This is a genomic window from Shouchella shacheensis (assembly GCF_001484965.1).
GTDB classification, from domain to species: Bacteria; Bacillota; Bacilli; order Bacillales; family Bacillaceae_D; genus Shouchella; species Shouchella shacheensis.
Genome location: NZ_LLYY01000006.1, coordinates 152,920 through 167,717 on the forward strand (window position 1 = coordinate 152,920; position 14,798 = coordinate 167,717).

The 14,798-nt window shown below is 49.8% G+C and carries 14 protein-coding genes; 1 reads left to right on the forward strand and 13 read right to left on the reverse strand.

Annotated features, from left to right (window positions below; translation table 11 throughout):
* Positions 1-39: 39 nt before the first annotated feature.
* The 7 genes from AVZ68_RS08960 to AVZ68_RS08990 all read right to left on the reverse strand — a co-directional run bounded on the left by AVZ68_RS08960 (position 40) and on the right by AVZ68_RS08990 (position 6,792).
* Positions 40-324, reverse strand: a complete 285-nt coding sequence (locus AVZ68_RS08960) for a DUF5327 family protein (RefSeq protein WP_059104199.1) — start codon at positions 322-324, stop codon at positions 40-42.
* A gap of 122 nt (positions 325-446) precedes the next feature.
* Complete coding sequence (locus AVZ68_RS08965) at positions 447-1,166, reverse strand: exonuclease domain-containing protein (RefSeq protein ID WP_059104200.1); 720 nt, start codon at positions 1,164-1,166, stop codon at positions 447-449.
* Positions 1,163-2,089 (reverse strand): DUF294 nucleotidyltransferase-like domain-containing protein, encoded by a 927-nt coding sequence (locus AVZ68_RS08970; protein ID WP_059104201.1) that lies wholly within the window; start codon positions 2,087-2,089, stop codon positions 1,163-1,165. Before AVZ68_RS08970 ends, AVZ68_RS08965 begins: the two co-directional genes overlap by 4 nt.
* 1 nt (position 2,090) lies before the next feature.
* The gene (locus AVZ68_RS08975) at positions 2,091-3,359 is read right to left on the reverse strand and encodes an ammonium transporter (RefSeq protein WP_059104202.1); all 1,269 of its coding nucleotides are present in this window, start codon (positions 3,357-3,359) and stop codon (positions 2,091-2,093) included.
* 183 nt (positions 3,360-3,542) lie between these two features.
* On the reverse strand, positions 3,543-4,580 hold the full coding sequence (locus tag AVZ68_RS08980) for an AbrB family transcriptional regulator (RefSeq protein WP_059104203.1): 1,038 nt from the start codon (positions 4,578-4,580) through the stop codon (positions 3,543-3,545).
* Complete coding sequence (locus AVZ68_RS08985) at positions 4,570-5,268, reverse strand: uracil-DNA glycosylase (RefSeq protein WP_059104204.1); 699 nt, start codon at positions 5,266-5,268, stop codon at positions 4,570-4,572. Before AVZ68_RS08985 ends, AVZ68_RS08980 begins: the two co-directional genes overlap by 11 nt.
* A 177-nt stretch (positions 5,269-5,445) precedes the next feature.
* On the reverse strand, positions 5,446-6,792 hold the full coding sequence (locus tag AVZ68_RS08990; RefSeq protein WP_059104205.1) for a YjiH family protein: 1,347 nt from the start codon (positions 6,790-6,792) through the stop codon (positions 5,446-5,448).
* A 296-nt stretch (positions 6,793-7,088) separates the two neighbouring features.
* Here AVZ68_RS08990 and pdxK point away from each other — a divergent pair, with 296 nt between their 5' ends.
* Complete coding sequence (gene pdxK, locus AVZ68_RS08995; protein WP_059104206.1) at positions 7,089-7,895, forward strand: pyridoxine/pyridoxal/pyridoxamine kinase; 807 nt, start codon at positions 7,089-7,091, stop codon at positions 7,893-7,895.
* 49 nt (positions 7,896-7,944) lie between these two features.
* Here the strand turns inward: pdxK and AVZ68_RS09000 are convergent, their stop codons facing one another.
* From AVZ68_RS09000 to AVZ68_RS09025, 6 genes are all read right to left on the reverse strand, one after another.
* Complete coding sequence (locus AVZ68_RS09000; protein WP_059104207.1) at positions 7,945-9,255, reverse strand: Na+/H+ antiporter family protein; 1,311 nt, start codon at positions 9,253-9,255, stop codon at positions 7,945-7,947.
* 251 nt (positions 9,256-9,506) lie between these two features.
* Positions 9,507-10,865, reverse strand: a complete 1,359-nt coding sequence (glnA, locus tag AVZ68_RS09005; protein WP_059104208.1) for a type I glutamate--ammonia ligase — start codon at positions 10,863-10,865, stop codon at positions 9,507-9,509.
* Positions 10,866-11,052: 187 nt separating this feature from the next.
* Positions 11,053-11,526: a DUF4064 domain-containing protein gene (locus tag AVZ68_RS09010; protein ID WP_059104209.1), complete on the reverse strand. Its 474-nt coding sequence runs from the start codon at positions 11,524-11,526 to the stop codon at positions 11,053-11,055.
* A gap of 548 nt (positions 11,527-12,074) precedes the next feature.
* On the reverse strand, positions 12,075-13,550 hold the full coding sequence (cshA, locus tag AVZ68_RS09015; protein WP_059104210.1) for a degradosome RNA helicase CshA: 1,476 nt from the start codon (positions 13,548-13,550) through the stop codon (positions 12,075-12,077).
* 283 nt (positions 13,551-13,833) lie between these two features.
* Positions 13,834-14,301, reverse strand: coding sequence for a thioredoxin family protein (locus AVZ68_RS09020; RefSeq protein ID WP_059104211.1), 468 nt, complete (start codon positions 14,299-14,301; stop codon positions 13,834-13,836).
* 16 nt (positions 14,302-14,317) lie between these two features.
* Positions 14,318-14,731: a disulfide oxidoreductase gene (locus AVZ68_RS09025; protein ID WP_059104251.1), complete on the reverse strand. Its 414-nt coding sequence runs from the start codon at positions 14,729-14,731 to the stop codon at positions 14,318-14,320.
* Positions 14,732-14,798: the final 67 nt, after the last annotated feature.

Genomic DNA, 14,798 nt, shown 5'->3' on the forward strand with positions numbered 1-14,798 from the left:
AGCCCTTGAGCTCGTCTCAAGGGCTTTCTCGTAAACCTCCTAAAAATCAAGCAAGTTCCTCTTTTCGCCCTCCGATCCCTCTTTGACATATGGAGGCTTGGCGACTGGAGGCTGCAGTGGTTGTCCAGGAGAAGCCGCTTGCTCCGCGGAGGGCGGCTGCACCGCTGTGCAGCTGCCTGTTTTCCCTTTTAGAAGCTGACAGTAGCTCTCAATCACAGCAGCGGCTTCCCTTCGTTCGAATGGCTCGTCCTTTTCAACCGCCTTGCGCAGCAGGGCCAGCTGTTGCTCCATTTGTACGATTACATCGTTTGCATCTATGTTCACGTTGGTCGCTCCCTTGTCTTTGCATGTGTGTGAATAGTTTAGCATGGATGGCGTGCTTGATCGAGGAAGAATAATTGTAGAGGTGAAATAGCGTGACCGCATGTGTCTCACATACCGTCACGCTATCTCCTCAGAGCAAGCTCTTTATAAATATCATGCAGACACGTATACCCGCCGTGCTCGGCCTTGGTCACATGTGTGGCCCAAAGTTTGGCCGTCATTCGTGCATCCGCAAGCGCGTGATGGCGTTGGGTGACGGGGATGTTGTAGGCTTCACACCATTCCTCAAGTGTCTGGCACTTCCGATTGCTCGCCGTGATCGATGTTAAAAAAGTGGTGTCGACAAGACGGTGCGTGAAGGTTCGACCTAATTCCTGCCAGGTCGCATGGCGCAAAAAACGCTTCTCGTGCGAGGCATGATGCGCGACAAGCGTGGCACTGCCAATGAAATCGTAAAACGCGAGCAGCACTTCCTCAAGAGGCTCGGAATCATCAAGCTCCTCCTTGGTCAGACCTGTGAGCGAGAGGATTGCAGGAGGTGGTTCCTTTTTCGAGCGGATGGTTTGATAAAAGTGTTCACGATGGACGGTGGAGCCAGTCACTTTCACCGCACCGATAGAGAGGATTGTATCCCCTTGATCTGGGTAAAAGCCGCTCGTCTCGAAATCAAAGACAACGACCGGCAACTTGGCAAACGACACCCCGAGCACATCCGCCTGCGCTTCCTTTTGATACTTCCGAAGCCGAGCCAGCTGCGCAGCATTTTCCGGGGTGGACGCAGATGCACTGGGATGCAGCCGGCTTGAAAGTTGACGCATATAGTGCATCATTTGATTCATCATCGCGACTCGCCTGCCTTAATCACTTGATCAATAACTTCGTACAGGTTCCTACCTTCTTTCATCCAACGTTTGATTCGCTGCCGATCACTTTTGGAGAGTTGGTCGGGATAGACATTGTGAACCTCGCTGTAGGTCGTTTGCCGCTCCGCCCATTCCATTCTTTTTTCCAGCAGTTCCTGAAAAGTGGACTCATACGCCTGAATCTCTGCATATTTTCGCGGCAGAGCTCGAAACCGCTCCAACGTTGGAGCACTGACCATTTGTTCTTTTAGCGCGATGAGGCGCAGGCCGTTTACGAAAGGAAAGAGCAACTGCTGCTTCACACTTAGTGTCCCTTGATGTTCCCCTGCCTGCTTCACGAGCAGCTGCCCGAAGAGGTTCTGGCCTTTAGGGAGACGACCAGTATTATCTGCAAAGCGACGCATGAGCGTGTTCTTTTTGCGAATCGCTGAAAATACTTCGGCCTTCAACTCAAAAACTAACTCTTCTTCGCCGTACACCGTCCTCGCATCAAAAAAGGTAAGCGTATGGCGGATGTTCTCAAATGAATCATCCTCCATCCAACGTTCCAATTGCCCATGCCACGCCTTTTTGGATTTGCACCACCTATTTTTAGAAGCCATCACTCCACCCTCGCAACGCGCATACCCTTCTCTCTCTAACCTTCTCACGATTTCCTCACCAAGCGAGAGGAAGTACCTCTGACAGCGCGCCTCTTCCCCTTGATAAACGAGTCCATGATCTTGATCACTTTCCTGCATTTGCTCCATCCGTCCGGCACTACCCATAACAAAAAAGGCAAACGGAGCGGGAATCTCCCCCCGCTCCTTTTTGATCTGTCGTAATGCCTGATGAAAGGCTTGGGACAATTTCCTTTCGTGTGCTTCATGCAGCGCCTTCGTACGAGACTGCTCTTCTCTCACGCTAGGAACCCGTCCGTATGTTCTTTGCCTGAGGGTCCATGGTTTCCGGATAGCCATAAGACCCGTGCTCGGTCATATCAAGACCAAGAATTTCTTCCTCTTCAGAGACACGCAGGCTCCCTCCGCACAGTCCTTTCGTGATGAGAAGAAGAAGATAAGAAGCAATAAAGGCAAACAGCCCACAAACGGCTACACTTAGAATTTGAACACCAAGCTGACCAAAACCGCCTCCGTAAAGGAGTCCCGCTTCCCCGCCGTTCATTGCCGCAAGTTCGGGGGTGGCAAAAAACCCTGTAGAAATCGTTCCCCAGATCCCCGCAATACCGTGAACGCTTAAAGCAAAAATCGGATCATCAATTTTGAGCTTATCAAACATCTTCATACTAAAGACGACGATCATTCCGCCAATCGCTCCAATCACAACTGCTGCCCAGGGATCAACGAACGCACAGGAGGCGGTAATGGCCACTAGTCCTGCGAGTGTGCCGTTAAGCGTTGTTGGCACATCCGCTTTCCCGGCAATCGCCCAAATAACAAAAAGAGCGATGATTGTTCCTGCACCGGCCGCGAGCTGCGTATTGAGAGCGACATACCCGAAGAATGCCCCTTCAACGCCGCCTGTACTACCGGCATTAAAACCGAACCACCCGACCCAGAGAATGAGAACACCGAGAGCCGTAAACACTTGGTTGTGTCCGAACAAATCATTGACCTTGCCATCCTTGCCGTATTTCCCGAGGCGTGGCTTAAGCAGAATCGTTGCTGCAAGTGCGCCCGCTGCGCCCGTTAAGTGAACAACGGTTGAACCAGCAAAATCCTGCTTTCCAAGATTCGCGAGCCAGCCTTCATCGGACCAAATCCAATGGGCGACCACCGGATAAACCGCAGCCGAAAATAGAATGGCAAAAATGGCATAAGCGGCAAGCTTGCCACGCTCAGCAAACCCGCCAAACGCAATTGTAAGAGCAATTGCTGCAAACGTAAGCTGGAAGAAGAAGTCAACAGCGCCAACGCCATCATCAAAATGGCCATAGAAAAAATTCGATAATCCGATAAAAGCATTCCCTTCTCCGTAAATAAACCCATAGCCGACAGCCCAAAACATCAGTGAGGCGATCCCCACTGTAAAAATGGTTTTCCCGGCAATATGCCCAGCATTCTTCATTCGTGTTGAACCCGCCTCAAGAAGAATAAAGCCTCCCTGCATGAGCAGGACGAGCACGGCCGCAATCGTTAGCCATAAATGATCCATTAGTTCAATTGCATCCATTATTCCTTCCCCCTCGTCTTTCAAAATGACTGTTAGCCTTATTATAAAGTGTTGTCATCATTGTTCTACACTTGTGTAAGATTACCTAACATCATATTTGGATGAAAGGGAAAAGAGGCTGGCCCGGGGCTCAGCCTCTTTCTACGTTCTATCTGTTGGACGCCTGGTTATCACCCTCAGGCCTCACTCCCCCAATACATCCGGCTTCTTCGCAAACCAGCGTATCAGAAAAGGCAGCATTAAAAACAAGGCAAGCACGCGCAGCATCTGCAGCGTGGCCACAACGGTGGCGTCTAAATGTAAGGTCGCTGCGGTCGAGGCCATCTCTGCAGCTCCGGCAGGCACGATCGCGAGCAGCGACGTATAAAAGGAGAGCGGGGTGAGGGCAAAGAAAATCAAGGCCAGGCCGACGCTCATCACGACGTACAACCCGAGTGAACCGAGGCTCGGTCCGCCAATGCGAGCCAACTCACGCAACGTCTCCCGGTCAAAACGCATGCCAATCATGGCACCAATGAGCACTTGTGCACTCCCCATCACATACCCGGGCATTTCGTAACTTGGAACAATCAGCTGATGGCAAGCAAATCCAAGAGCGATGGCCGCAAACATGGGCGCTCCTGGAAACCGAATATACTTGCTGAACCAAAAAGTGAGCACGACCCCAACAATGGCAAGAAAAACAAGCAATGCCTGAGAGCTGATGCTTTGACTCATAGGTGGAAGAGCTCCGCTCGTGTCTGTGCCCACTCCAACAAGAAAAGGAACCGTAAAAACAAACAACGTAATGCGCGCCGTATGAAACGCCGCCACAATTCGCTGGTCTGCCCCGTACTGCTCACTAAGGGCAATCACTTCAGAAGCCCCGCCCGGCAAGCAGCAGAAAAAGGCTGTATTGGCTTCGGTCTTGGACCACTTCCGAAAGATTTTGCCGAGAAGAATCCCGCCGACAAGCGTTAACAGAAGCGTTAACCCAAAGGCAGGCAAAAGCATACGGTACGCCCATAGCTCCTCTGGAATCACCATGAAGCCAATATTTAGCCCAACGAGCGCGAGAGCAATCGTAAAGAGTTCGCTTGAAAAATAAAGTTTTTTTACAAAGAACGAGCAGATCATTCCCGCCACGAGCGCCCCAATGAGCCAGCCTGCGGGAATCGATAAGGATTGAAACAGCCAGCCAAAGGCGTAGGCAACGGTAAGAAAAAGAAGTTTATCCCGCATCGGTAGGAAGCTCTGCTTTCATAGGCAATTGCCAGTTGATGGGTGTTCTTTCGATTTTCACTAAAATGCGGTTGATCGTCGAAAATGGCCGGCTTCCGAAGAACCCTTTGTTCGCGGAAAACGGACTCGGATGGGGGGATTTTAGTACGTAGTGTCGAGAAGTATCAATCATGGATTCTTTCGCCTGTGCGTGCCGTCCCCATAGTAGAAAAATGACGGGCTGCTCACGCTCGTTCAATACCTCAATGACTTTGTTTGTGAACCTCTCCCACCCTTTCCCTTGATGAGAGCCCGGTTGTTTTTTGCGAACACTAAGGACGGTATTAAGCAACAGCACGCCCTGATCGGCCCATGCTTTTAGGTACCCGTGGTCGACGGGTGTGCAGCCAATGTCAACGGCAAGTTCTTTGTAGATATTCTTAAGCGAAGGAGGAACGTTCACGTTGGGCTTCACAGAAAAGCTAAGCCCGTGCGCCTGCCCCGGTCCATGGTACGGGTCCTGGCCTAGAATCACTACCTTGGTTTGTTGATAGGAAGTGGTGTGCAAAGCTTCATAGAGCTGGCCCATTGGCGGGTAGACCGTCTCTGTTTCGAATTCCCGCTTCAGAAATTCACGTAGTTCTAAGTAGTAGGATCTTGTAAACTCGTTCCCGACTAGTTCGTTCCAATCGTTATGTAAAATTGACATGGTTTGTCCCCTCTTTCTATTCTCTTAGCTTAACATGTTTTTTCACACGTGTGACTACTAGCAGGAGGGCTTGCTTACAGTTCTGGCCGCTGTTTCAGGGGCAGAACTGAAAAATCACGAGCTTTTGAAGCTAGAAAAACCGACTTACACTGTTACCGTAAGTCGGCTGTAGCCGTTTTAATAAAACAAATGAGCCATCGCCACGATGATTGGCAGCGTAATAATGGTTCGAATCAAGAAGAGGACCGCACAGTCCCAAAAGGAGACAGGAATTTTGGAGGCAATTAAAACGCCGCCTGTCTCTGACATATAAATGAGCTGTGAAACGGAAAGACACGCAATGATAAAGAGCGTTATTTCACTTGTAATCCCAAGACTACCCGCAAGAACGGTCGGCAACAGCATATCCGCAAAACCAATAAGCACCGTCTGTCCTGCTAAATCAGCCTCGGGCACCTGCATCCATTCTAGGACCGGGACAAACGGGGCCCCTAAGTACTCAAATACAGGCGTATACTCAGCAACGATCGCCGCAAGCGTTCCTAGCGTCATGACAACAGGCATGACGGCGAACCAGAGGTCGAGCACATTCTTCGTTCCACCTAACACATGGGGCTTCACGCTTCTGCTCTCATCCGCGCGGTTTAAGGCAGCTGCAAACCCATTCTTAAACACATGCGGATCCTTTGGCTCAACTGTCCCCTCAGATCCATCAATGTATGTGTTCGCTTTATGCGACAACGGGGGGATTCGCGGCAAAATGAAAGCTGCTACAACCCCAGCCACAAAAACGGTTAAGAAGAAGGGCCAAAACATATGCGATAAATTGAGTTCGCCAAGAATGAAGATACTAAACGTAATCGAGACAATCGAGAAGGCAGAAGCCACAATCGCCGACTCACGCTGCGTGTATTTCCCTGTCTCATACTGTTGATTAGAAAGCATAATCCCTACCGTACCATCGCCGATCCATGAGGCGATCGTATCAATAGACGCCCGGCCTGGTAGACGGAAGAGCGGGCGCATGATGTTGCGCAGAATCGCTCCCATTAGTTCCATCAATCCAAAATTAAGCAAGAGCGGCAAGAACAAACCAGCAAATAGAAAAATCGCGAAGAGAAATGGCAAAAGCTCAAACAGAAGTACGCCGCCCGTGTAGTCAGACGAGACCCACTCCGGCCCAACACTAAAGAGTACAAGGATGGCAAACACAGCCCCTAGGATGCGGATCACCAGCCACACTGGGCTCACCATAAAAATGCTGTTCCAGAACGAGCTATCCGCAATGGCCTTTGGTTTGACAACTGTCGCGATTGTCGAAACCATCGCTGATGCAACCAATATCACCACAATCGTTGGTTCAACCGCCCCACCAAGCAGATTGAGTAACCAGTCGGCCGTCGTTGCTACCGGAAGCGTCACTTCCCCAGCATCATTCGTGAGCGGCGTTAAGAATAGGAAGATCCCGATTACAGACGGGATTAAAAAGATAAGGAAACGGTTTAGTGTAAATTCCTTCGCCATAAATGCTATCCCCCAAATGTATAAGAATGTATCAATTCGTATCATTATACACACATCGACTTTATTTGCCTATAGCTTTGGCTAGAATTCCTTTATTTGCTTTATTCCGACTTCCTTAGGGTTCGTTCACCTCACCTTCTCTGGCTTTTCACTACTCGTTGAATTCGACGAAGGCGGTCACATCCCTTCACTGATTTTTATATAAAGTCGCCCCGATGAAGAAGCCCATTTGTTCACTACCCAGTTCTCTTGTATACTATGGGTAGTACCTACGAGAAAAAGGGAGTTTTCACAGCATGGACCGTTATAAAGCTTTGACGATCGCTGGCTCTGATACAAGCGGCGGTGCAGGCATTCAAGCAGATTTAAAAACCTTTCAAGAGTTAGGCGTGTATGGGATGAACGCCCTAACCACGATTGTGGCACAAAACCCGTTTTCCAACTGGGCTCATGAAGTGTTCCCCCAGGACCCGATGCTGGTCGGCAAACAGATTGACACCGTCTTAAAAGGCATCGGTGTTCATGCGGCTAAAACGGGAATGCTCGGTTCGATTGCGATAATTGAGCTTGTCGCTAAAAAAGTGGACGAGTACCGGGTAGAACATCTCGTCGTCGATCCCGTCATGGTCTGTAAAGGCACCGACGAAGCGCTGAATCCCGAGACGGACGCCTGCCTTCGTGACGTACTCGTTCCAAAAGCGTTTATTGTGACGCCAAACTTATTTGAAGCCTCCCAGCTCTCCGGACAGAAAGTAGAAACCGTGGACGAAATGAAACAAGCAGCGGCGACGGTTCACGAGCTTGGTGCGAACCATGTCGTTATTAAGGGCGGAAGCAAGCTCGATCACCCCAATGCAGTGGATGTGTGGTATGACGGTGAGTCCTTTACGCTGCTTGAATCGGATGAAATCGACACGACGTTCACGCACGGCGCCGGCTGTACCTTTGCCGCAGCGATTACCGCTACCCTTGCGAAAGGTGCTTCGGCCGAGGAAGCCATTCGAACAGCAAAAGCCTTTGTGACAGCAGCGATTAAGCATGGCTCCCGCTTGAACGAGTATGTCGGTTCTGTGGCGCATGGCGCGTATCACTCGGAAAGCTAACTTTTACAGAAACCACCTAAGAACAGAATTCGCTCAGGTGGTTCTTTACTTACAACGTTAGCGCAGCGATCATCCCGAAGAGGATCAGTGGGATATTAAAATGCAGAAACGTCGGCACACAGGTATCCCATATATGATTATGCTGGCCGTCTGCGTTTAGACCAGCCGTTGGACCAAGGGTGCTGTCAGAAGCAGGCGACCCGGCATCTCCAAGAGCCGCGGAAGTCCCCACCAAGGCAATGGTCGCAAGGATGGACATATCCATGGCTGCACTTAGCGGAACAAACAGCGCCGCAAGAATCGGAATGGTTCCAAAGGAAGAGCCAATGCCCATCGTAATCACTAACCCAATGAAAAGCATAATAAGAACAGCAATCACCTGACTATCGCCGATGATTCCAACCGTTGAATCGACTAACTCTTCAACGGCGCCTGATTCCGTTAGGATGTTGGCGTAGCCGGAAGAAATAAGCATCACAAACGCAATCATCCCCATCATTGCAATTCCATCATTGACGAGACGGTCGATCTTTTTAAACGGAACGACATGAAAAACAATCATCAAGGCAATGCCTGTTAGTGCGCCGATAATGAGAGAATCAGACATAAGCTGAGCAACGAGAGCACTAATGATCGCTACGATTGTGATTGCATGACGAATGTGAAAGCTTCCATTCTCTTGTGGTTCCGCTGCCGGGGAAGGGGGCTTGTCTGCCGTTCCCACAAGCTCGCGGTCTTTTCGATACGTGAGGAAAAAAGCGACCAAAAGACCGACCAGCATGCCAGCCACAGGCAGGGCCATTGCCGGAAGAACCTGACTGAGCTGCACGTCCATTCCGTTTGCTGTCATTTCGTCAATAATAATCGTTTGAAAGATAAGACCGTAGCCTGCTGGAATGAGGATGTACGGAGCTTTCAAGCCAAACGTCAGCCCTGTTGCCACCGCACGGCGATCAAGCTTCATTTGATCAAACAAGTGGAGCAGTGGCGGAATAAGAATAGGGATAAAAGCAATATGCACAGGGATAAGATTCTGCGAAAGGCAGGCAACCGCTGTAATGCTTAGCAACAAGAACCCCTTTTTTCCTTTTAAAAACGAAAGCATATGACGGACAAGAACCCCCGTAATCCCTGAATACCCAATCATGACCGCAAACGTTCCGAGCAAGATATAGCTCAGCGCTGTATTCGCCTGCCCACCCATTCCATCGACAAGCAGATTGATTGTATCCGTGAGGGGAATACCCGCAGTTAATCCCGCGCTAATCGCTGCAAGCAAGATGGCGAGTACCACATTAATGCGCAGCAAGCTCAACACGGTCATGACGACCACGGAGACAATGACTGCATTTAAAAGCATATGGTTTCCTCCTTTTCAGCACTAATGGGCCTTGGATGCTTGAGACGCCGCATTCAAGGCCAATCGACCTTCCTATTGTACCTGAAAATGGTTCATTGGTGTCAAACTAGCGCTCGACTCATTGGTTGAATCTTTTCCCAGTAACAGCGGTCAAAGGCATGCAGCTCGAACACACATATGTATCGTTATCCATACACCCAAAATCGAAAAAACGCACAAAGCCTCGGGCTCTGTGCGCTTTCGCTTTTCTCTTAAAATTTCGCTTGATACGCGTCAATTTCCCAGGCGTGGACACTTGTGCGGAACTCATCCCACTCCCCGCGCTTCAGGCTGATATACTCGTTAAAGCCATGCTCACCAAATGTCTTCGCTCCAATTTCTCCAGCTTCAAAGCAATCAATGGCCGCTTCAAGACTCGTCGGCAAATTCTCAATGCCACGAGCGTCGATTTCTTCTGCATTCATGCTGAAAATGTCTGCGTCCGTGGATAGCGGGCATTCAAGCTCATTATCGATGCCGTCAAGACCAGCGGAAGCGATAATCGCAAAGGCGAGATACGGATTCGCTGACGGGTCCGGGCAGCGAATCTCCACACGAGTCCCTTGGCCACGAGTCGCTGGTATACGCACAAGAGCGGAGCGGTTGGAGGCCGACCAGGCAATGTAGCAAGGCGCTTCGTAGCCAGGAACGAGACGCTTGTAGGAGTTTACAAGCGGATTGGTGACAGCTACAAAGTCCTTCACACTCTCAAGCATCCCGGCAATGAATTGATAGGCTGTTTTAGAAAGCGCCAGCTGGTCGCTCTCATCGTAGAAACTATTGGTTTGCTTTTCATTATCAAATAACGACATATTGACGTGCATGCCGTTTCCATTTTCTCCACCAAGTGGCTTCGGCATAAAGGTCGCGTGCAGTCCAAATTGCTTCGCTACGGTTTTTACGACCCATTTATAGGTCGTTGCCGCATCCGCTGAACCAAGCGCATCGGCATACTTGAAGTTGATTTCATGCTGCCCTACGGCCACTTCATGGTGGGATGCTTCAACAGTGAAACCCATCATTTTCAACGCTTTGTAGATTGCCAAACGCACCTTTTCCCCGTCATCCTTTGGCGATGGCTCGAAATACCCACCGACATCCTGCGTACGCATCGTTGGGCGCCCGAACTCATCGGTGTCGAATAGGAAGAATTCAAGCTCAGGCCCTACGCTGATGGAATACCCTTTGTCTGAGGCTCTTTCAACGGTCTTTTTTAAAATGTTGCGCGGGTCGCCGTCGAAGTCATCACCATTCGGCTTTTTTACGCTACAGAGAAAACGCGCTTCTGAATAGCCTTCTTCTTCTGTCCAAGGCAGAACAGCAAATGTGGATAGGTCTGGCACAAGGTATAGGTCGGATTGGTTAATCGGCGTAAATCCTGTGACGGAAGAACCGTCGAACATTGTTTTTCCTTCAACCGCATCGTCAAGCTGCTCGGCTGTAATGGTCACATGCTTGAGAATCCCCTCAATATCTACAAACTGCATATGCAGCAACTCGACATTTTTCTTTTCAACCGTCTCTTTAATGGTCTCTAAAAGGCTTTCGCGTGTTGGTGCTTGCGTCGTCATCTCGCACACTCCCCTAAAAATGGATGAAGGCTCACTTCATCGTTTTGTTTCTACTAGCTTACGGCGCTTTGTGAGATGCTGCAATAAGTATGTCAGATAATCTAACAGCCTAATTTTCAGATAATCTCGTAGTTAGAGTCTCAAGGGAGCTTCAAAAAAACCGCACCCCTTGGGGCACGGTTTTTTCCTATGCAATCTGTTCTCTCGGCGGCTTGCGGACGAGAGCCATAATACCAGCAATGATGTAGAGAATAATTGGAACGAGCGGGAAAATCATAATGGCAAAGAAGAACCCTGCGACGACCGCACTCACGAGAAAAATCACCCCAGCAGCAATTGGCTTTTTCTTAACGAGAACGACAGCTACAATTCCAGCGATCGCAACTAATGCGCCGATCCCTGCATATAAGCCCAAGCTAAGCCCGAGCCCGGACCCCATTTCATCAAAGCCGGCCTCAACCTCGTTAGCAATCTCCTCAGAATTATAAACTTCACCCGTCTCAGGGTCTTCGAATCCCTCTGCCTGTTCAATAACCTCAACAAATGTTTGTTGAAAATTTTCATTTCCCATAGCACCAGCTAACAAAGCGATTAACGCCGCCCCAATGAAAAACAACACCAACCCTATAATTCCCAAAACTTTCTCTGCTGTTCGTTTCAAGCTGACTCACCCTTTCAAGTTTGTAAAGCACCGGCACACACCTTAGGTTCAAATAAATGGTACCACTATAAGTACGTTCTAGAAAGCTATGCGTTCCCTCGCAAAAATAGAAACCCCCGCTCAAATTCTTCCGCGCTTGCCTATCCCTCTATTTATATCCTTACCCCCTTCGTCCAAAACCATCAAAGTACCGAAAAGCGCAGTTCGCCCTGCTCACGAGCGACAAGTTCTGGAGCAACGGCAGGATCAAGCCCGGTCTTGGCTTGATCTGGCGGCGTGAAGAAACCTCGAGCGAGTGGGCGCCGCAGCAGATCAGAAGAAAAAGCGGAGGCAAGTTGGTCAGGACGAAAAATCTTGACGCTCCTACCCGCCAGAGCTGGACAACCCGAAAAGTGCAGGCGGGTTGCTGAGAAGCAAGGATTCTGGAAGGCCTGGACTAGAAATTCCGATCTTGGGTTTCAGGGCAGGACTAAAAAATCCCGAGCTTCTATCCTCAGAGTTAGAAAAACCCCCGTCCAGCGTTAGCTGAAACGAGGGCCTCCTGCGTCTTACGAAGGGCGCCGGGCGCCACTTCGGTTGGAATGATTCGTCCATTTACGTTGGCCGCCGCGACGGTCATCACGACCGCGCTTCTGCGGCCATGGTCGGCGATTGTCCCTACGACGTCCTCCACCTGAATGTCCACCGTGACGCTTTTTCGCTCGAAGAGGTGCTTCGCCTGTGAGCTTCACCGGTGTTTGATCGGGTTCTTTGGTTAGGAGCTTGAGCGCTGCAGAAACAGCCGTTACCGCATCGGTTTCTTGAAGCAGCTCTTTCGCCGCGACGCGGTAGTCCGATTGCTCTCCGTCAGAGGCAAGGTCGCGCAGCTCATTAAGAGCGACCTGCTTTTGACCTTCAAGCGCCTCCGCAAGTGTCGGTTTTGGCCGCGATGTCATACGCTTTTTCGATACTTTCTCAATCAATTGTACATGGTCTCGCTCTGGTTTGGTGGCCAGTGTGATCGCAATGCCTGATTTCCCAGCACGGCCTGTACGTCCGATACGGTGTACGTAGCTCTCTGGGTCCTGAGGCAAATCAAAGTTAAAGACGTGGGTGACGCCACTGATGTCCAGCCCACGTGCAGCCACATCGGTGGCGACGAGCACGTCAATTAAACCCTCTTTAAACTTGCGAAGCACGCTGTTCCGCTTCGCCTGGTTCAAGTCGCCATGCAGCCCTTCGGCACGGTATCCGCGTTTAATGAGCGCTTCTGAAAGCTCATCAACACGACGCTTCGTGCGCCCAAAGACGATGGAAAGCTCTGGTGTTTCCAAGTCAAGAAGACGGCAAAAGACATCAAATTTTTCTTTCTCATGCACTTCCACGACTTGCTGCGCGATGTTTTCCATCGTGACTTCTTTGGCTTTGACGGCTACGCGCGTCGGCTCATTCATAAATTTGCTTGCGAGAGCTTCCATGCGTCTCGGCATGGTCGCCGAGAAAAGGAGCGTCTGACGCGTTTCTTCTGGCGTAGCGGCCAAAATCGTCTCAATGTCTTCAATGAAACCCATGTTCAGCATTTCATCTGCCTCATCAAGGACCACGGTGGAGACATCTCCAAGTCGAATGGTATGACGGCGCATATGGTCAAGCAAACGCCCCGGCGTGGCGACGATGATATGCGGCTTTTGTTTAAGCGAACGGATTTGCTTGCCAAAGTCTTCTCCCCCGTAGACAACGGTGGTGCGAACGCCTTTGACGCGCCCAAACTGTTTGAGGGCTCCGTCGACTTGGTTCGCTAACTCACGTGTTGGCGCAATAACAAGCCCTTGAACTGTTGGGTTGCTTTGGTCAATACGATGAATGAGAGGAATGCCAAATGCCCCTGTTTTCCCTGTTCCTGTTTGTGCCTGCCCAATAACGTCTCTTCCGTCAAGAACGAGTGAAATCGTCTCTGTTTGGATCGGCGTGGCTTCTGTAAAGCCCATATTCGTGACTGCCTGAACGACTTTTTCATTCAAGCCAAATTCTTCAAAAGTTGCCAAGTGGTAAAAACTCCTTTTTTATTTACTGAAACGCCCGTTCACACGAGGAAAAAAGGCTGCCTTGATGCAAAAAGCCAGATTGCATACACGGCTCGCTTTTTACATCGAGACAGCCCTAACAAACGCGCCTTCCAGGTTCCGACTAGAAGACGGTGCTTCATTTAAAGCACGTTCGCGCAAAAGGCGCTTCGTTGTACTCAGACAATCAATTTTAGCACATCGTATGCAAAGAAGCAATAGCGAAATCGAAAACCCGTCGCGTGTCTAAGCGACGGGTTCTTCTTTATTGGTTCACTACATTTTGTAAAAATTGTCGGTACCCTTCCTTGCCAAGATTGCCATCTTCACGCTGAACTTCTTCGCCGTCTTCAAAATGAATAATCGTTGGCGTATGCGTGATGTTATGAGGCCCATCGTCGTATTCATACACGTTGTATTGATCAATATGAACATCCTCTTCTTCCGCGACTTCCATGAGCTCCGGCGTGGCTGCCCGGCAAAACTCACACACTGGCGAAAAGAAATAAACGGTCGCAGATTCCCCGTTTGCGAGTTTCTCCTCAAGTTCATCTGGCATGATAATGTTTTGATAGTTCGGATCGTCGAGCTGGTCAATCGTCGCCTGCTGCAAGTCGTCGGTATCATATTGATCGTTATTCGCTAGCTGTTGATCTTGACCGATATTGTTAATAAGAACAAGGGCAATAAAAACGACAACAATTGCTCCGCCAATAATGGCAAGTTTTTTCATTGCTGCATTCCACTCCTTACCGTTTTTTATAGACGTACATACTGACAATAAAAATAACCATAAAGGCAATACCCGCCAAAAAAGGAATGGTAATGAACCCTAGCCAATTAATGTAAGCACCCGTGCAGGAGACGGTCCCGCACCCTAATACGTCATCATCCGTTGCCGGCATCTTCTGAACGTAGTAATGGTACGCGGATATGAAAAACCCAATTCCCGAAAGGACGGCCGCATAGATCGCCGCATTTGCGTCCTTGCGAACCACCCCAATCGCTAAAATGATCACCAGTGGATACATCAAGATACGTTGATACCAACACAAGGCACACGGCTCAAACTGGCGAACTTCCGAGAAATACAGGGAGCCAAGAGTGGCAACCAGAGACGTCATCCATGCAAAGAGCAGCCCATTTTCCACCTGTTTGTTCACAAGGGTCCCTCCCATCCCTATGTTCTCCGCATGCAAACATCTAGTTAAGAGTAGTACAGAATCTTCA

Bases quoted from the DNA above. Each gene is read 5' to 3' on its own strand.
- pdxK (WP_059104206.1), top strand. From the start codon at position 7,089: ATGGACCGTTATAAAGCTTTGACGATCGCTGGCTCTGATACAAGCGGC.
- AVZ68_RS09000 (WP_059104207.1), bottom strand. From the start codon at position 9,255: ATGCTTTTAAATGCAGTCATTGTCTCCGTGGTCGTCATGACCGTGTTG.
- AVZ68_RS09020 (WP_059104211.1), bottom strand. From the start codon at position 14,301: ATGAAAAAACTTGCCATTATTGGCGGAGCAATTGTTGTCGTTTTTATT.
- AVZ68_RS08980 (WP_059104203.1), bottom strand. From the start codon at position 4,580: ATGCGGGATAAACTTCTTTTTCTTACCGTTGCCTACGCCTTTGGCTGG.
- AVZ68_RS08990 (WP_059104205.1), bottom strand. From the start codon at position 6,792: ATGGCGAAGGAATTTACACTAAACCGTTTCCTTATCTTTTTAATCCCG.
- glnA (WP_059104208.1), bottom strand. From the start codon at position 10,865: ATGACGACGCAAGCACCAACACGCGAAAGCCTTTTAGAGACCATTAAA.
- AVZ68_RS08985 (WP_059104204.1), bottom strand. From the start codon at position 5,268: ATGTCAATTTTACATAACGATTGGAACGAACTAGTCGGGAACGAGTTT.
- AVZ68_RS08975 (WP_059104202.1), bottom strand. From the start codon at position 3,359: ATGGATGCAATTGAACTAATGGATCATTTATGGCTAACGATTGCGGCC.
- AVZ68_RS08965 (WP_059104200.1), bottom strand. From the start codon at position 1,166: ATGATGAATCAAATGATGCACTATATGCGTCAACTTTCAAGCCGGCTG.